The sequence below is a fragment of the Massilia sp. CMS3.1 genome (genome assembly GCF_051262535.1).
Lineage (GTDB): Bacteria > Pseudomonadota > Gammaproteobacteria > Burkholderiales > Burkholderiaceae_D > Telluria.
In genome coordinates, this window is record NZ_JBIMES010000025.1 from 1 (window position 1) to 17,739 (window position 17,739).

The following is a 17,739-nucleotide window of genomic DNA, read 5'->3' on the forward strand; positions in this document are numbered from 1 at the left end:
AATGGTGATGCCGCGTGCCTTCTCTTCCGGCGCTGCATCGATCTGGTCGTATGCTTTTGCTTCGCCGCCGAATTTCTTCGACAGGACGGTAGCGATTGCAGCGGTCAGCGTGGTCTTGCCGTGGTCAACGTGTCCGATGGTACCGACGTTGACGTGCGGCTTGTTCCGCTCGAATTTACCTTTTGCCATTTGAGACTCCTAACGATATTTTGAGAATTACCAGGCACACCTGACGGACGAGTACATCGCACTGCCGCTTTAAATTCTGGTGCCCTTTACGTGGATTGAACACGTGGCCTCTCCCTTACCAAGGGAGTGCTCTACCACTGAGCTAAAAGGGCTGATGTTTGCGCCGCACAGCTTGCGGCACAATTTACTGGAGCGGGTGAAGGGAATCGAACCCTCGTCGTAAGCTTGGAAGGCTTCTGCTCTACCATTGAGCTACACCCGCGAGGTACAACTTCAATTCGACTTCACGACTTCTTCATTTGGTGGTGGGGGCTGGATTCGAACCAGCGTACTCAGAGAGAGCAGATTTACAGTCTGCCGCCTTTAACCACTCGGCCACCCCACCGCGAAGAACCGCAGAGTATGAAGCAAGCTCAACATACTGTCAACTATTTTTGCCATCATCACTGACTTGGCTTAAATAGCAGCGTTGCTTCGGGGCGTGATTGTAACCGTAGGGGGTAGGAATCTGCAAGGGTCTTTTTTCTACAATTGGCGCGCCGCTCTGCCGCGCGCTGCGGTACTGTATGCCACAGGCATGTCAATACTCCCGCACATGGACAACAAGGCGCCCCAATACCCTCGCTGGAGCTGGCCGCAGATCCTCGTTGCCGGCCTGTCGATCATCGCGGTGTATCTCGCGATGCGCGTCGTCAATAACTGGCTGGCGCTGCCGGCGGGCTATGCCTTGCCCCTGTTCCCGCCGGCCGGGGTCGGCTTGGCACTGGCCACCGCCGGCGGCATGCGCGTCTTGCCGGCGGTGGCCATCGGCGCCGGCCTGGCCGCCTTTCTGCTGCATGCCAACAATCCCGCGCTGTCGCAGGGCGCTGTCTTGCTGGCGACCTTGACCGGCGCCCTCGGCGCCCTGCTCCAGGCCTGGATAGGGGCGAGCCAGTTCCGGCGCCGCATGCGCCCGGCGATCGACTCCGGGCACGACGTCATGCTGTATTTTCTGCTGACCCCGGTCGTCTGCCTGACCAGCGCCACCGTTTCGGTGCCGCTCCTGTATGCGCTGGGGGCGTATGACGAGGTCTCGCAGCTGCGCTTCTGGTTTGCCTGGTGGGCGGGTGACACGCTCGGCGTGCTGCTGGCCGCGCCCCTGTGCTGGATCATTTGCGGCTATCCGCGCCGCCTGTGGCGCCGCCGCGCGCCGCTGGTCGCCCTGCCCTTGCTGCTGGCCAGCGCCGCGGTCGTCACCATCTACCGCCTGGCACTGGGGTGGGAACACGAGCAGCACCTGCAGCCCTACCGCCTGAAGGCGCAGCAGACAGCCGACATGCTGCAGGCTGAATTCAACGAGCACGTGCGTTTCGTGGGCACCTTCGCCCGCACCCTGGCCGACACCGAACACATTCTTGCGCGCGACAAGTTCCTGCATATCGCAGCCGGCTATGCGGACGGGCGCCCCGAGATCCAGGGCGTGAACTGGGCGGTACCGGTACAGGACGCCGAGCGCGCCGGCTTCGAGGACTGGGTGCGGCGTACGGTCGACCCGGCGTTCACGACCATCGTCGACATGGACGAGACGCGGCGCCTGGTGCCGGCAAATCAGCGCGAGCGCTACCTGCCGGTGCTCTACATCTGGCCGGCGGGCAATAACATGATCCGCGGGGTCGACTTCCTCGCCGCGCCCGGCCGCGCGGCCGTGGCGGCCAAGGCCATGGTTTCGCGCGCGCCGGTCGCTTCCGAGCCGTACATGCTGCTTTCCACACCCCAACTCGGCATCAGCCTGCTGCGCGCGGTCGGCGAAGGGCCCGGGCCGCCGGCCGGGGTAGTGATCTTCGTGCTCAATGCCGAGCGCCTGCTGGGGCAAGCCATCGCCCGCTCCGGGTTCGACGGCTTTCATGCAGCCATGGTCGACGTCACCGACGGCGCAGCCCTGCCGGTGTCCGGCAGCATGGGCCAGCGCCGCCGCGACGATTACCGGGTCGGCCTGTCGTTCGCCGGGCGCAGCTACCAGTTGAGTTTCCGGCCGACGCACGCCTACATGGAAGCCGAAACCGGCGCGGCCAGCTGGAGCGTGCTGTCGGCCGGCCTGCTGCTGACCGGCATGCTGGGCGCACTGATGCTGCTGATCAGCGGCGAGCGTGCCGTCATCGAGGAGCAGGTCGCCGACCGCACGGCGCGCCTGCGCGACCGCGAAGCGCGCCTCGAGGCGATCCTCGACAACGCCGCCGATGCCATCATCACGGTCGATGCAAGCGGCATCCTGGTGTCGTCCAATGCGGCCACCGCGCGCTTGTTCGGCTACCCGCCGCCGCACTTGGACGGCCTGTCCTTCGGTTCGCTCGTGCCCAATCCCGGCGGCGCCGGGGGCGATGCCGGCGCCGAACTGGCGCGCCTGGCGACGGCGGTGCCCGAGGATTGCGTGCTCGAGGGCCGCCATGCGAGTGGCGAGGCGGTGCCGCTGTCGATCTCGGTGGCGCCGGTGCTGATGGGGAGAGAGGCGTTCTTCGTCTGCATCCTGCGCGACCTGACCGAGCAGCAGCGTTCGCAGGAACGCATCTACCGCCTGGCCCACCACGATGCCCTCACCGGCCTGGAAAACCGCTTCGCCCTGAATGCCCGGCTCGAGCAGCAGCTGGCCCTGGCGCGCCGCCACAACGAGCCGGCCGCGGTCCTGTTCATCGACCTCGACCATTTCAAGAAGATCAACGATTCGCTCGGCCATGCCGCCGGCGACAAGCTGCTGGTGTGCGCGGCCGAGCGCATGAAGGATTTATTGCGCGAGGTCGACACGCTGGCGCGCCTGGGCGGCGACGAATTCATCATCGTGCTGGCCGGCCCGCTGACGCCCGACAGCGTCACCACGGTCGCGGTACGGGTCGTCGAATCGCTGTCGCATCCGTATCAACTGGGCGGTGCCACGGCCCATAGCGGCTGCAGCGTCGGCGTAGCGCTGTTCCCGGATGACGGCGAAGACGCCGAAACCCTGATCCGGCATGCCGACATGGCGATGTACGCGGCCAAGCGCGAAGGACGCGGCAATTTTCAATTTTTCTCGCCCGAGATGAACGCCGCCACCCACGAGCACCTGCTGCTGGAAAACCGCATGTGGAGCGCACTCAACGCGGAAGGGTTCGAGCTGTACCTGCAGGCGCAAGTGGAGCTCGACACCGGACGGGTGATCGGCGCCGAAGTGCTGCTGCGCTGGAACGACCAGGAACTGGGCAGCGTCGAGCCGAGCCGCTTCATCCCCGTCGCCGAGGAAAGCGGGATGATCGTGCCGCTGGGCGACTGGGTGCTCGGGCAGACCATGAAATTATTGGCGCAATGGCGGCGCGAAGGGCTCGATGACTTGCGCCTGGCCGTGAACTTGTCGGCGCGCCAGTTTTCGGGCGGCACGCTGCTGGCACGGCTGGACGAACTGGTCGCGCATTACGGCATCGATCCGTCGCTGATGGAACTCGAGATCACGGAGACGGCCGCGATGCGCGATCCGGAGGCAACGCGCCTGCTGCTGCGCCAGCTGCGCACGCGCGGTTTCAAACTGGCGATCGACGACTTCGGTACCGGCTATTCGTCGCTCGCTTACCTGAAATTGTTCGCAATCGACCGCATCAAGATCGACCGCGGTTTCGTGAAGGACATCGAGCACAACGCGAACGACGCGGTGATCGTCGCCGCCACGATTGGACTGGCCCATTCGCTCGGACTGACGGTGGTGGCCGAAGGCGTCGAGACCCAGGCGCAATGGGGCTTTTTACGCGCCAAGCACGGGGACGAAGCGCAGGGCTACCTGTTCTCGCGGCCGATGCCGGCCGCCGAGTTCCGTGAATTCATCCGGACGCAAGTACAGCCAGTACCTGACGCTTGAGGGCGCGGATCATGGCCGTTTCGTCGGGCGGCATGCCTTCGGGCGCCGTGCCGGCGCGGTCGGCATAGAAAAAGCCCAGCTGCGCCTTGCCCACCACCAGCGGCAGGACGATAAAACTTTTCGCGTCCGGCAGCAGGGCGCGGTGCCAGGCGGGCAGCAATTCGCGGATCTTCGGACTCGACGCGTCCGAGATCATCAGGTCGGCCTCGTTTTCCATCGCCAGCAGGAACAGGTCGCGCGCGCCCTGTGCGGGGATCGAAAATTGAAATCCGGCCTGGACCCGCGCCTGCTCGGGGCCAAAGGAAACACGGGCGCGGTACTGGCCCTGGCGCGCATCTTTCAGGCAGACGGTCGCAAAGCGAAAACCCAGCGACCGGAACAAGGTCTCGAGCACGGCCAGGATCACGTCGTTGACGCGCGCACGGCCGCCGGCGCGCAGTTGCGTCACGTCCTGCACCCCGGCCAGCAGCAGCTCGCGTGCATTCTTTGGTTTACCGCTCGGCCAGGCGCCCGTCTCCATCTCGCCGGCGTCGAGCGTGGCGAGCATCAATACGTCGGGCAAGCCATCACCCGGCTCCGGCTCGGGTGTCGGCAGCGGCTGCAGGTTCATGCTTTCCAGCAGACCCTGCATGCCTTCGGCCACGTTCTCGAACAGGCGCTCCAGGCTTGCCGCGTCCAGCTCGAAGGCAGCGCCGTAGCGCGCCAGCAGCGCGCGTGCGTCAGGGGTGTCGCACGGATCGCCGCTCTTTCCCAATAAACGTGCCACATCCATGCTGAAGGACGCCACCTGGCGCATCCATTCGCCACGGCTGCCGGCCGTCTTCAACGGCCCCGGGGGCAGCGCTGCCTGGGCACGCACGATCACGTCCGGAATCTTCCACTCGGCCAGTACGGCGGCAGATAAGCTGTCGTAGCTGCAGCCGAGGATCATCTGCGAGGCTTGCGCCTGGGTGTGCTTGCCGGCGGCGGCGAGCTGGTTGATCTCGCGGTAGCGTTCATGCTGGTGCGTGGCGACCAGCAAGGCGCCCAGGTTCTTGAACAGTGCGCCGATCGCCGCTTCCTCGGCACCCTGGTAGAACGACAATCTCGCCATCTCGCGCCCGACCAGGCTGGCGCACAGGGAGGCTTCCAGCTCGACCCGGACGCTGCCGGCGTGGGCGCCGTTATCGAGCGTGTCGACCAGCAGCATCGCCAGCGCGGTGGTCTTGACGTTATCGAAACCGAGCAGCGCGATGGCGCGCGAGACGGTGGTCACCGCGGTGCCGGACACCGTGCGGTAGCGGACCGTGTTCGACAGGCGCAGGATGCGCTGGGTCAGCGCGACATCGGACAGGACGAAATAGGCAAGATCGTGCGGGCCCGGCTCGTCGGCGTCGGCCAGTTCGATCACCCGTGCGATCGAGCCGCCCAGGGCGAACATCTCTTCGTCGCCGTTCACTTTTTGCATCAAGGCCGCGCGCACGCGGCGAGTGACGCCCTCGTCCGGCGGCTGGATTGCTGCGTCTACCATCTGGAATTACCCGGCTTTCCTGGCGCGTGCGCCCTTGTCGTACTTCTTTAAAACCGTCTGGTGCAGCGCGGTGAGCGCGGCCAGTTTCGGGTTGCGCGGGTCGAGCCGGCGCACCGCGGCCAGCTGGGCCAGAGCCTGCAGGCCCAGCTTGTCGTCCCAGCCAGTGTGCTCCAGACAGCGCAGCAGCGCCAGCGCGGCGTTGAAGGCGACTTGCGGGTTGCCCGGCATGCGCAGCGCCGCTTCCTGCATCAGTGTGACGGCGCCGGCATGGTCGCCGCCCCGTGCGCGCTCGGCGCCGCCGGCCACCAGGTCGAGCACATGCTGGTGCGTTTCCTGGGCCAGCATGGTCCCCAGTTCCGCGTGGCCGGCTTGCGCCATGACGCTCATCGCGCGGTCCATCGCGGTGGCGTCGGCGGCATTGGGCATGACGTCGCGCACCAAGCTGGTCGCGCCATCGGCCATGTCGTGCGCCAGGCAGCTGCGGGCCAGTTCGAGTTTCAGGTCGGGCGACATGCCAGGGAGGTCGCAGCTGGCGGCCAGCGCGGCATTCAAGGATTCCAGCAGGCGTTCTTCGTTGCCGGTGTATTCGTGCAGCAGCGCCGACGAGATCGCGCTGCAGGCGTCGGCGTGGCCCTTGCCGCCCATCGAGCGGTCGAGGTCGCGAATCACCGAGGCGGCCGCCACCGGATCGCCCTTGCGCACCAGGGTGCGCACCAGTTTCACGTGGTCTTCCGGATCGCGAAATTCCGAATATTTTGCCTTGGCCACGACCTGTTTCAACACTTTTTCCGCCGTCTCGTCGTCGCCGGCCTCGAAGGCGACTTCGCCCAGGGTGCGCAGGCGGCGCACCGCATGCGGCGAGACCGCCACTGCGCGCCCCAGCACCTGCTGCGACTGCTCCAGGTCGCCCATCGCCGTGTGGGTCCGCGCCAGCCAGTCATAGGCATGGACGAAATTCGTGTTGGTCTGCACCAATTCAGTCAAGATGCTGCCCGCTTCTTCGTACTGCTCGCACAGGTACAGGGTTTTCGCCAGCCCGAGCCGGGCCCATGCGATCGCACGGCTCTCGGCCAGTTTGCGGTAGATCGGTTCGGCCTGGCTTGCCTCGCCCAGGAACAGGTGCAGTTCCGCGCGCAGGCGCAGGAAATCGATCGCGTAGCGGGGATGGGCGGCCTCGCCAAGGGCACAGGTTTCGATCGCCTCGTGCTGGGCGCCCGCTTCCATCAAGCGGTACACCGGGAGGAAAACGTTCCTTTTTTCGAGCGCGCGGGCGATGCGCTCGAGCAGGCGGTCGGCCGTAAACGGTTTCAGGATGTAGTCGGTGGGAGCGAGTTCGGCGGCACTGACGACCTTGCCGTAATCGCCCTCGGCGGTGACCATGAAGAACATCGTCGCCAGCGACACCAGCTTATGGTGGCGCAAGTCTTCAAGCAGCTGCTGGCCGTCCTGGCCACCCTCGAGGTCGTATTCGCACAGCACCAGATCGAAGCTGCGCAGGGTCAGTTGCTTGACTGCCTGATTGGCGCTGCTGGCGTGCTCGATGCGGGTGAGGCCGCACATGGTGAGCATGCTGTGGATGTTGGCCCGCATGCCCGAGTGGGGCTCGATGAGCAGGGCTGTGAGGCCGTCTAATTCGTTCATGGCGTCTTCCGTGGGGCCAGCGGCAATGCGCGGCCTGGCCGCTGCCGGCCGAGTATATTACGTCAAGGGAACAAATTAACGAAAAAGGGTCGGGCATCGCATTAAACCGCATTGCCGATGGGAAAAAGCAACAGTCGCAGCCTGATCAGGAGCGCCGGACAAAGCGCTCAGGGCAAGGCGCATTGTCGAAGTGCAAGGCCGCCATGGGCGCTTTGTCAGGCGCTCTAAAATCCGGCGTCGGCGCGGCGTGCGGTTTTGTTGCTGCACTCGGCACGCGAGGCATTGCTCACCACGTTTTGATAGCGCACCTCGTACTTGCCGGCCGCCAGGCCATCGATTGTCAGCATGCCGTTGCCCAGCACATAGGCGTGGCGCACGTTCGAGCGGCGCTCCAGATCGAAGATCTTGACGAATAGCGCAGAGGGGTTCGCGCTGTTGTCGACCACCACCGTCATCTCGCGCCCGCTGTTGCCCGTCGGGTAGCCGGGGATGTAACCGGATTGCTCGGGCCAGGGTTCGCCGTTCGGCGCCGCCGGCGTGGCGAGATCCGTGTCGCATTCGGGCTGGCGCGCCGGCACCATCAGCTGGGTCACGGCCAGCGCCTTGACGACGGCGGGCGGCGTTTTCGATCCGGTCGGGATGGCCCAGGCGTCCGGATCCGGCGCCGGGACCGAGGTCACGGGCGCGATGGTTTCCGGCTTGTTGAAAGCGAGCGCGGTCGGCAGCAGGCGCGGCTGCTTCACCAGCACCAGCGCGCAGACGGCGCCGGCGACCACGCCGCCCAGCATGCCGAGCCACCAGCGCGGTTCGCGCAGCAGGCGGCGCCGATTGCGCGGCGGTGGCGGCGTTTCCCAGTTGTCGCCCCTGGGGCGGGCGCCTTCGTCGCCGCTGCTCTCGAGCCACTCGACTTCCCATTCCTCGGCCGCGATCCACTCGTCGTGCTCCTTGCGGCGGACCGGGTCGGACAGGATGTTGTAGGCGGTGTTGACGATCGCCATGATGCGGGCGGCCTTTTCGTCGCCCTGGTTCTTGTCGGGATGGTATTTCTGGCTGAGCGCCTTGTAGGCCGCACGCACGACTTCCTGCGGCGCGCCGCGCGCCACTTTCAGGTTGTCGTAATGGGTATGAATCTTGGCCATGGTGTGCGGTACAGCATAGCCGGGTTTGTATCCCCGGCGCAAGTTATCGACGCTACAGACGGCGGCTGCGATCGGCGCGCAGGATGGCATCCGGCAACTCGACCTCGTTCCCCACGATCAGCACCTTGAACAACTCTCCCATTTCGCTCGGCGCCACCAGCTTGTGCACCGCTTTCGACTGTGGCAAATAACGCACGGCGTCCTCGGGATCGGTACGCAGCAGCAGCTCGCCGATGCCGCAGCCGAGCAGGAAACCGGACTGGTTCAGGTAAGCCAGCACCGGCAGCCCGGCATCCTGGGCACTCAAGGCCATGGCCGTGAAATCGACGTGGGCCGTGATGTCCTGCAGCCCCGGCAGGAAAAACGGTTCCGGATGCGAATGGTGGCGATAATGACACATCAAGGTGCCGCCGCTGCGCTGGTCGACATAGTATTCGTGTGCCGGGAAGCCGTAATCGATCAGGATCGCCGCGCCCTTGTTACCCGCAAACATGCTTGCCAGCGAGCCCATGAAGCCGCAGGCGACCGGGTGCAATTCGGTGAGATAGCCTTCCGGCAGCGCGTCGAAGTCGGGAATCTGGCGCACCAGCTGCGCGCTCAATGCGGCGTCGAGTTCCGCCTCTTCATAGGCAAACCGCCCGTCGGCGACCGTCACCATGCGTCGGCGCCAGCCATGCGCCGTTTTCAGGACCAGTTCGACCGGCATGGCGTCGAGCACTTCGTTGGCCAGCACCACGCCGCTAAAATCGTCGGGAAAACCGTCGCGCCACTCGACCTGCGGGAAATCCTTGAATGCTTCCTGCTGGCGCGCGCGCAATTCGCCCGACAGTTCGATGATGGTGTAGCGGTCAATTTCCACGCCTTCGGCGCGCAATGCGGTGAGCACGTCGCGCGCCAGCTTGCCGGTGCCGGCGCCGAATTCGATGATGTTGGGCGCGCTTTGGGCGATAATAGCGGCTGCCGCACCCGCCAGCGCCGCCCCGAACAGGGACGAGATCTCGGGCGCGGTCGTAAAATCGCCGCTGGCCCCCAACTTGGCCGCGCCGCCGCTGTAGTAGCCGAGCCGGGGCGCATACAGCGCCAGCTCCATGAAACGCGAAAAGGGAATCGCGCCGCCCGCCTCTTGAATAGCGGTAGCAATTTCCTGTTGTAAGGCGTGGGACGCGGCCAGCGCGTCGCTGTCGGGAAGGGGTAAGGACATCCCGGCATTGTAGCCAGATCGGCAGGGATCAACAATTTCACTCAACGGCAGCCTATGACGCACATCATGCCTCCAGCCGGCGCTGGCCCAACCCAGGTCGCGCTCGTGACCGGCGCCGGCCGCCGCCTCGGCCGCGCGATCGCCCTGGGGCTGGCGCAAGCCGGCTGGGACATCGCCGTGCACTACCGCCATTCCGAGCGCGAAGCGAACGAGACGGCCGATGCGATCCGCGCCCTTGGACGGCGCGCCGCCCTGCTGCCCTGCGACCTGGGCGATGAAGCGGCGGTACGCGCGCTGCCTGGTCGCGCCGCCGAAGCGCTTGGGCGCGTGACTTGCATTGTCAACAACGCTTCGTTGTTCGAATACGACAGCGCCACCACGTTTTCACCTGCGCTGCTGGCAGCGCATATGAGCACCAACCTGGCCGCGCCGCTCTTGCTGGCGCAGGCGCTGCACGCGTCGACGCCGCACGACAGCCAGGCCGTCGTCATCAACCTGCTCGACCAGAAACTGTACAATCTCAACCCGGATTTTTTGTCGTACACGCTGTCGAAAGCGGCGCTCGAGACGGCCACCAAGATGCTGGCGCAAGCGCTGGCACCCAAGATGCGTATTGTCGGTGTCGCACCCGGCATCACGCTGGTGTCGGGCGACCAGAGCGAGGAAGGTTTTACGCAGGCCCACACCCTGACGCCGCTAGGGCGCTCCTCGACGCCGCAGGATATCGCCGACGCCGTCGTGTATGCGGCCTCGGCGCGCGCGCTCACCGGCACGACGCTGGTGGTCGACGGCGGCCAGCACCTGGTGCCGCTGGCGCGCGACGTGATGTTTCTTACGAAATAATCAAATTTAACTGAGTAACTTAACAAGGCCTTTTCTTATGCTGTCCGCCCTGACCCACCCGAGCTTGCGCAATTGCCGCCGGCTGTTCCTGCGCAATTACGAAGTGATGATCAACATCGGCGTCCACGACTTCGAGAAAAAGGGCGAGCAGCGCGTCTTGATCAATGTCGACCTGTACATCCCGCTGGCCGAATCGACGCCGACAGCCGACCATCTCGACGAAGTCGTCGACTACGATTTCATGCGCGAGACCATTATCCAGCGCATGGCGCAGGGCCACGTGCACTTGCAGGAGACGCTCTGCGACGATGTCGTGCGCGCCATGCTGGCCCACCCGCGCGTGCGCGCCGCGCGCGTGTCGACCATGAAGCCGGATGTGTATCCCGACTGCGAAGGCGTCGGCGTGGAAGTGTTTCAGATGAAGGAAGAAGCATGAATGCTGCAGTACTGATATCCGCCGACGAGCAGGCCACCCTCGACGCCAAGAAGCGCGAGAAGACCACCTACGAGAACAACAAGCTGCATAAACGCCTGTGCCGCCTGGTCGGCCAGGCGATCGGCGATTTCAACATGATCGAAGATGGCGACAAGGTGATGGTCTGCCTGTCCGGCGGCAAGGTTATGCGCACACCTTCACATCTGTAAAGATTACGCCACACTTCTCCACCAGCTGATCTTTCAGGCTTTACAAAAATTCAACAGCAAAATATGCTGGAAAGCACCTCAACTATGCTTTCTCCCAGTGAACAACCCGACCCTCGACAGCCATCTTTCAGCTCAGATCCGCGTTATATTTGACGAGGTGGAAAGCGACGAAGGTGCTCGTGCAATTCGCCGCCCGCTGCTAGTTGATCGGGTTTCAGGCCTCCTACACGAATTACCCACAACTTACGTATTCCGTACATTAGGGCAAAAAGCGCTGAACACCCAGGTTACGGTCATGTATGACCTAGCCTTTTATCTTCAGTGGCTTGACCTACGCCGCAAACGCTCCCCGTCATGGCTGACGCCAGAACAACGCGTTCGCGCCGGAAAACTTGCGCTAACTGAACGCGAAGTAATCGACCTGCACACTTGGGGTCAAACATCCGCACGGGAGCTCGCGGAGGCATTCCAACGCGAAGCTAAAAACGTACGTGTCCTCCCGTCAGGAAAAACTGTCGAAAGCACAACGACAAATAGCCGGCTTATTAACATCCGAAGTTACCTTCTCTGGCTTACCCGAAGCATGATCGAAGGCGTCATAAATTTAGAAGACCGAGAGATGGCTAAAAGCGTTCGCCATCAGGAAATATTAAATTTGGCTTTTGCCAATGTCATGAGTGCGGGGAAAAAAGCGCCTCAATGTAAATCCCTAACTCGTGATCAGTCAGATTTTTTGGGAATAGTTTTACTTGATTCAGGTTTTTTTTCAAAGTCACCGCAAGGCAAAAGAGATCAACTGATTGCGCGACTCTTACATGAAGCAGGCCTTCGTGCAGGAGAACTGCTTAAGCTACGCTGCGAGGACTTGGACGCCAATTTCAAGCTTTCTTCCCGTAAAACAAGGGCAATTGTAAAAGTTATTAGAAGACCTAATGACATTAACGATGATCGCTTAAATCAACCTAGTGTCAAAACATTGGCTGGTCCTGTCACGATTAACAAAGACCTAGCCGCTCAGCTAGTTCTTTATGTATCACATGAGCGGCGGGAAGCCATTGAACTTCGAAAAACCGGTTTTGAAACTCCATATTTGTTCGTATGTCATTCTGGCCCTAGAACTGGGAAACCCATTTCGCGCAGAAATTTAAACCGTATAATTAACAAACTGCAAAAAATTGAAGATTTCGAATCAGTTTCTCCACATGTTCTTCGTCACACTCACTTTACAGATCTATGGGAGACGACCTCATCAAAAGGTAAAAGCGCGGCAGAAATACGGGCCCTAATGCTTTTACGGGGGCATTGGTCGCCGAAATCAAAGATGCCAGAGCTTTACGCGAGCCGCCATATCTCAAATATAGAGGCTGAATATGTTGAAGAGCGAGACCGGCGAATAGAACCAAACCAATGATTTCTGAGCGTCATGGTGTTTCTAAGCGCCACACATACATATTTTCTAAGTATAGGACGTATCAATGTTGCCTAAAAAAATAAGACTCATTGATTCGAAAAATTTTGTGAACGTAGATCTCGACGAAATGCTGCTCGAGGGAGATGCCGGTCGTCGCAATCTTCGACTCCGCGAGAGCTCCAGGTATCTGGCAGAAAAAATCGCCTTTGTCTATTGGTGCGTAATCTTAAACGCGCTTAATGGGAAACGTAAAGTTAGTACCGTTATCAGATGGGTTGACGAATTTACGCGCTTTACGAAGTTTTTAGCCGGGATTAATTCGTCTCCAATCGAACACATCTCGTTGGGGATGTTCAACAAGTATTCTCAGGACAAGAACCCAAGTCAAATAAAATTACTCCGATCTCTAATTAAGTTCTGGCTCAAACGCAAAGAACTCGGAATTTCACAATGCCTATCTGACTACATTTCGACATCTAGATCCCCGAAACCAAGGGATACTCTCGAAATCCAAAATTCAGATATACAGGAAAGGCCTTTTTCGGTATCTACAACGCGCACGATCCTTGCAAGATTAAATAATCTTTACATCAACTCTCATTTTAACGCCCAAGATCATCTACTTTGGCGCCTTATAATATCTGAAGCGATGAGACCTACTCAATTAAGACTATTGATTGTAGGCGACATAATTGACCTTGAAAAGCGCAAGATCGATAACGCGAGAGTAGAAATAAATGTCCCAATCATTAAGCAAGCCGGAACCTCGGGACGTGACTATATGCTGTCCACAAGGTTATCCGAAGCAGTCAGTAGAGCACTTATAGATCATATTCTTCATCTAGAGAAGATAATCGGCGGGCCACTACTAGGAACCTTACCCCTTTTTTGCTTAACTAAGTCCAGCGGAAGAAAAACAATAATAGCGAAGCGCTCAATTTCTATTGTGGACCGGATAGCGGCCACGCGCACTTTGATATCCGAGGGAATAGACGACCTCGATGACGATGACCTATTTACGAGAAGATTTAAACATACGAAATTAACTCACCTCGCTATTCAGGGCGCGCCGGTTGAAGTATTGGCACGTGCTGGCTTTCAAACATCCATTACTTCATTGAGACATTATACTAATTTATCTGATGAAGCATTTGCCGACTATGAAGAGAAAATGGAAAGCGAACATGACTTCATTGCTGACGCTTTTCAGGGAAAGATAATTGACCGAGATGCTGCAACCCACCCCGATTCCGAGCATGTGATTTTTGACCCAAATCTAGATGAAGGATTGGGGTCGTGCGGAGATGACCCGTGCGATGTGTTTGCTCCAATAGGATGCTACGATTGCGCACGCTTCGAGGCTTTTCGGGACGGGCCTCACCATGTGGTCCTAAATTTTCTACAAAACCGCAAAAACGTGGCTATAAAAATGAGGTTGCCGGCAGCTTCAGTGAGTCGAGACGACCATGTTATTTCAATTGTAGAAGGCTTAATGGCCAGGATAAAAAACGAGAATGGGCCAAGTTAATATACCCCTGTTCTGCCCCCCTACTGTTCCTCAGGTAAATCAGCGATTCGACCATTTTATTGAATGGGCGATTCCATTTGGGTCAGCTGCAATAAATACAGTGCACTCGATTAAATTCGATTGCGACGCTCCGTACTTCGAGTGGGCTGAATCGCTGTTGAGCCATGGTGACAACACTGCACGCTCTTGGTTCTTAAAGCACGAATATCTTTCGCAAGGGCGGTCTGTATTTAAGCGAGCCCGTAGAGATTCGCAGCCGGAAATTTTTGATCAAAATGGCCTACTGGCTCCAGGTCGTTTTTTAAAGTTCGCCAAAGCTTACATAAATGTAATTTGCGTCTACCGGGATTTACGCTCTCCGCCAAAAGCCTTAATGATGGCGCTAACTTTTCTCGAAAGAGCACTAAGAGACCAGACGGGCGGCAATAACGATCCTGTGAACTTAAAGCATATTACTTTCGAACGAACAACCCGATTGCTCCAAGAGTCGCGCTATTGTTTATCGAAAAAATATGATTCAGCGAAGGAACTTGAAATCCTTGCGAACATGCTTCAAAACGGCCACAACAGTAAAACGTTTCGTTTTACTGGCAAGGGCTTCCGGATTCTTGAAAAGCCGTTCGCATTTTCGGCCTGTATCGCGGCACCAATTTCGTCGACGTTAAGCGCACGTAATTCGACCGATTTAGACGAACTTCCTAGTGGGAGAGTAACTAGCGAGACGGCCGCTGCAGTCGGGCTTGCGTACCGGAAGGCTACGAATCGCTATGGAAAAGACGACCAGCGCACATTCATTTCTGCAATAACAGGGCTTGCTTTTACTACCGTATCCATGCGGATTTCAGATTTGATGACACTGCAGCGTGACGCTGTTTACTGTAAGTCCGATTCGAATGGTCGGTACCGAATTCGTATCGGGCGTCCTAAAATTGACGCGGCTCAGGACCTCCCGATCTCAAAAAAGCTCGGCCCTTTAGCACATGAACTTTTCGAGGTTGTATGTGAGTATTCAAAAGGTGCTCACGAAGCACTGGGTTTCTATATCAGACGATTTGGCAACGAATTTGAATCTATTAGCGAATTATTTATTCCCAAAGATTTACTGGCCATTTTCTCAAACGAGTATTTGACCGTTTCGCAAACTTATCAGGCACTGAGAGCAAAGTTACCAAAGGGGACACCACGCTTCCCCCGACGGCTTAAGAAAATCGAACCTTTATTTTTTGTAGATACGCCCGATGACATTTGGAGCCCTATTCCTAAATGCTACCGCTGGGCAACGGATTTTTGCACAATTTTTGAAATAGAAACGGCAGCGCGAGAAGCTGGCTTTTTAACAACATTTCCGCCAAATGTATCACGGGAGCTATTTGTTAGTAAGGTCGTAGCTAGCGAATACATGAAAGGCTACGCAACAAAAAAGCGATTGGTGCTCGATCTTATTTTCAAAAATAGCCGCCGAGGGAACAGTTATATTCGCAGTACAGACCTTCGGGCGGAACTGCTCTCGCAATTCAAGCAACGATCAGGCCTTATACATTGGCCGTATACTAGCAAAGATTCTAATATAACGTTGGATAAGGCGCTTCTAGTGTGCTTTCAGACGGACACGAACAATACCGCACTGCCAGGTGAAAATAATTATATGTGGTGGTGCCCAAGCGTCATCACGGCGTCTAGTATTAACCGTTGGATAAGCAATACAGAGGCCGGCGAAGCAATGCTTTTCAGAGCGTTAGATGTCAAGTTGCGAAACGGAGATTACCCGTCAATTACGCTACATGGCACGCGTAAATATCATCATACAGTTGCGCTTTTAGCAGGGGCACATGAAGTTTTCATTGATGAGCTTGCGGGGCGAAAAAGCGGGTGGCAATCGCAGCATTATGATAGGCGAACTGCACATGAGATTGTGACCCAATCTATTGAAACGTTCGATCCAGACATAGATTTTTGCGTTGCTGGACCTATTGCCGCGCGGGCGGCAACGATCAAACTTGTGGATCGAAAGGAGTTTCTTTACAAGAATGCAGCGCCCAAACATATGACGGACATCGGCGGTTGCGCCACTGATTGGTCACTTGATCCCTGCAAGCAATACGGTGACTGCACCCGATGTGATCAGCAACTGTGGCGCAAAGGCGATGTAGTACGGCTTAGCAATATCCAAAGCCGGCGAAAGTACGCCGAGGAAATGATCGCGAAGTGCGAAGAGAAAATTCTTTCGTACAAACAAATTCCGCGTTCAATTCGTTTGCAACTACAGCAATTCAAAGATGACATCAGCCGTTGCGATGCAATCATTGCTATCGAAAATGATGGTTCAATTTCAGTAGGCACTATTGTAACTTTCGATTCAGCGCCGGGAAATATGACAATATCCCAGCGTACGTCGCTACTTAAACGAAATAGAAATGATGATAGGAAAGCATAACCATGGGTATGAAAAAGATTTCCGAAGAAGACGAAAAGAAAATAGTTCGTCTTATCACGAAATGGCCGCACTCAAAATCAATGACATGGGAAGATATTCGCGAACAGATAGCAGCTGATTCAAATTCCTTGTTACCAGACATTTGGTCTCGACAATCATTGTCTGCAAATTCAAGGATTTCTGAAGCTTATCGCAATGCGAAGAGCCCTGTCGAACCCACAGTCAATCCAGAATACGAGGCACTAACTAATAAGATAAAAATCTTAGAGTTGCAGATAATTGATGCAAATTCACGTTACGACCGGCTACTTCTTCGTCACACTCAGCTTGCATATAGTGCCTCATTACTTGAAGACGGGTTGGCTTTGCTTGATACTCCTCTTCCCGACAATACGCAAAGCCAGCGATGATGCAAAACGAACTTTAATCTAATGTTAAATTCTTGATACTTAGGCCTGCCTGAGCTTCGACCTGAGTATCAAATAAAACGTCGCCTGGAACTTCGTTCTCAGTTTCGTTTTGGAAAGAGTTAAAATTGAAAAGTTTTCGATCCAGCATGTGGGAAGGCACTACATTCTGCATAGCCGTCGTCATACTTCTCACCCAATTTGGATTCAGTTTTTCCCATTGATCGACTAAGGCGCGCATAGCCTGTCGCTGCAAATTAGGCTGCGATCCGCAAAGGTTGCAAGGAATAATGGGAAATTCCATTACGGCGGCATATTTTTTTATATCGGCTTCCTTGCAATATGCTAGAGGGCGAATGACAATGTTTTCCCCATCATCGGCACGCAGCTTCGGGGGCATTGTTTTTATACTGCCACCGTAAAATAGATTGAGCATAAACGTGTGCAGAATATCATCTCGATGGTGCCCCAATGCAATTTTAGTAACCCCCAACTCTTTTGCAGTTCTATAGAGGATCCCCCTACGCAATCGTGAGCACAACGAACATGTTGTCTTGCCGGGCTCGATTTTTTCCTTCACGATACTGTAAGTGTCCTGCTCAACAATGAGATATTTCACACCGACACTTTTCAGATAACTAGGGAGCACGTCTTCCGGGAATCCCGGTTGCTTTTGATCAAGGTTAACTGCGATCAATTCGAACTTGATCGGAGCTATCTTCTGAAGATGAATTAGTGTGGTGAGCATTGTATAACTGTCAGCACCGCCGGAAAGGCAGACCATGACTAAATCGCCTTCCTCAATCATATTGAAGTCAACAATCGCCTTACCTGTCTGCCGGCGAATATTCTTCTCAAGAATTTCGAATCTTTTTGATGTACGGCTCATCATTGCTTCTGGCTTTGGGTCGTTCGTCGTTTCGCTGGTGGATCTT

13 protein-coding genes, 3 tRNA genes and 1 pseudogene are annotated in these 17,739 nt (G+C 57.5%); 8 read left to right on the plus strand and 9 right to left on the minus strand.

Going from position 1 to position 17,739, the window contains the following annotated elements; genetic code table 11:
* The 4 genes from ACHAC9_RS22770 to ACHAC9_RS22785 form a co-directional block, all read right to left on the minus strand.
* The coding region (locus ACHAC9_RS22770) for a GTP-binding protein (protein WP_435762934.1) at positions 1–189 on the minus strand (189 nt) is incomplete at its 3' end.
* A gap of 77 nt (positions 190–266) precedes the next feature.
* Positions 267–341: transfer RNA gene (locus ACHAC9_RS22775), tRNA-Thr, on the minus strand.
* 36 nt (positions 342–377) lie between these two features.
* Positions 378–451, minus strand: a tRNA-Gly gene (locus ACHAC9_RS22780).
* Between the two features lie 38 nt (positions 452–489).
* A tRNA-Tyr gene (locus ACHAC9_RS22785) sits at positions 490–574 on the minus strand.
* 192 nt (positions 575–766) lie between these two features.
* On the opposite strand from ACHAC9_RS22785, the gene ACHAC9_RS22790 reads away from it, so the two are divergent.
* Positions 767–4,045, plus strand: coding sequence for an EAL domain-containing protein (locus tag ACHAC9_RS22790; RefSeq protein WP_435763787.1), 3,279 nt, complete (start codon positions 767–769; stop codon positions 4,043–4,045).
* On the opposite strand, the gene ACHAC9_RS22795 is transcribed toward ACHAC9_RS22790, so the two are convergent.
* From ACHAC9_RS22795 to ACHAC9_RS22810, 4 genes are all read right to left on the minus strand, one after another.
* Positions 4,008–5,555: an HDOD domain-containing protein gene (locus tag ACHAC9_RS22795; RefSeq protein ID WP_435763789.1), complete on the minus strand. Its 1,548-nt coding sequence runs from the start codon at positions 5,553–5,555 to the stop codon at positions 4,008–4,010. The two genes, ACHAC9_RS22790 and ACHAC9_RS22795, sit on opposite strands and share 38 nt — an antisense overlap.
* A gap of 6 nt (positions 5,556–5,561) precedes the next feature.
* The gene (locus tag ACHAC9_RS22800; protein ID WP_435763791.1) at positions 5,562–7,196 is read right to left on the minus strand and encodes a response regulator; all 1,635 of its coding nucleotides are present in this window, start codon (positions 7,194–7,196) and stop codon (positions 5,562–5,564) included.
* A gap of 224 nt (positions 7,197–7,420) precedes the next feature.
* Positions 7,421–8,335 carry a J domain-containing protein gene (locus ACHAC9_RS22805; protein WP_435763793.1) on the minus strand — a complete coding sequence of 305 codons (915 nt, stop codon included), beginning with the start codon at positions 8,333–8,335 and terminating at the stop codon, positions 7,421–7,423.
* A 52-nt stretch (positions 8,336–8,387) separates the two neighbouring features.
* The gene (locus ACHAC9_RS22810; RefSeq protein WP_435763795.1) at positions 8,388–9,536 is read right to left on the minus strand and encodes a class I SAM-dependent methyltransferase; all 1,149 of its coding nucleotides are present in this window, start codon (positions 9,534–9,536) and stop codon (positions 8,388–8,390) included.
* 54 nt (positions 9,537–9,590) lie between these two features.
* On the opposite strand from ACHAC9_RS22810, the gene ACHAC9_RS22815 reads away from it, so the two are divergent.
* The 7 genes and pseudogenes from ACHAC9_RS22815 (at position 9,591) to ACHAC9_RS22845 (ending at position 16,807) form a co-directional block, all read left to right on the plus strand.
* Complete coding sequence (locus tag ACHAC9_RS22815; RefSeq protein WP_435763797.1) at positions 9,591–10,379, plus strand: SDR family oxidoreductase; 789 nt, start codon at positions 9,591–9,593, stop codon at positions 10,377–10,379.
* A 37-nt stretch (positions 10,380–10,416) separates the two neighbouring features.
* Positions 10,417–10,815: a dihydroneopterin aldolase gene (locus tag ACHAC9_RS22820; RefSeq protein ID WP_435763799.1), complete on the plus strand. Its 399-nt coding sequence runs from the start codon at positions 10,417–10,419 to the stop codon at positions 10,813–10,815.
* Positions 10,812–10,997, plus strand: a pseudogene (locus tag ACHAC9_RS22825) (tRNA 2-thiocytidine(32) synthetase TtcA); the annotation flags it as partial. The gene ACHAC9_RS22820 and the pseudogene ACHAC9_RS22825, both read left to right, overlap by 4 nt.
* Before the next feature lie 124 nt (positions 10,998–11,121).
* Entirely contained in the window at positions 11,122–12,435 is a 1,314-nt protein-coding gene (locus ACHAC9_RS22830) for a site-specific integrase (protein ID WP_435763801.1), read from the plus strand.
* A gap of 64 nt (positions 12,436–12,499) precedes the next feature.
* Positions 12,500–13,963, plus strand: coding sequence for a hypothetical protein (locus ACHAC9_RS22835; protein ID WP_435763803.1), 1,464 nt, complete (start codon positions 12,500–12,502; stop codon positions 13,961–13,963).
* Positions 13,950–16,397 carry a hypothetical protein gene (locus ACHAC9_RS22840; protein ID WP_435763805.1) on the plus strand — a complete coding sequence of 816 codons (2,448 nt, stop codon included), beginning with the start codon at positions 13,950–13,952 and terminating at the stop codon, positions 16,395–16,397. Before ACHAC9_RS22835 ends, ACHAC9_RS22840 begins: the two co-directional genes overlap by 14 nt.
* Before the next feature lie 8 nt (positions 16,398–16,405).
* Positions 16,406–16,807 carry a hypothetical protein gene (locus ACHAC9_RS22845; protein WP_435763807.1) on the plus strand — a complete coding sequence of 134 codons (402 nt, stop codon included), beginning with the start codon at positions 16,406–16,408 and terminating at the stop codon, positions 16,805–16,807.
* A 13-nt stretch (positions 16,808–16,820) separates the two neighbouring features.
* On the opposite strand, the gene ttcA is transcribed toward ACHAC9_RS22845, so the two are convergent.
* Positions 16,821–17,696: a tRNA 2-thiocytidine(32) synthetase TtcA gene (gene ttcA, locus ACHAC9_RS22850; RefSeq protein ID WP_435763823.1), complete on the minus strand. Its 876-nt coding sequence runs from the start codon at positions 17,694–17,696 to the stop codon at positions 16,821–16,823.
* Positions 17,697–17,739 lie beyond the last annotated feature (43 nt).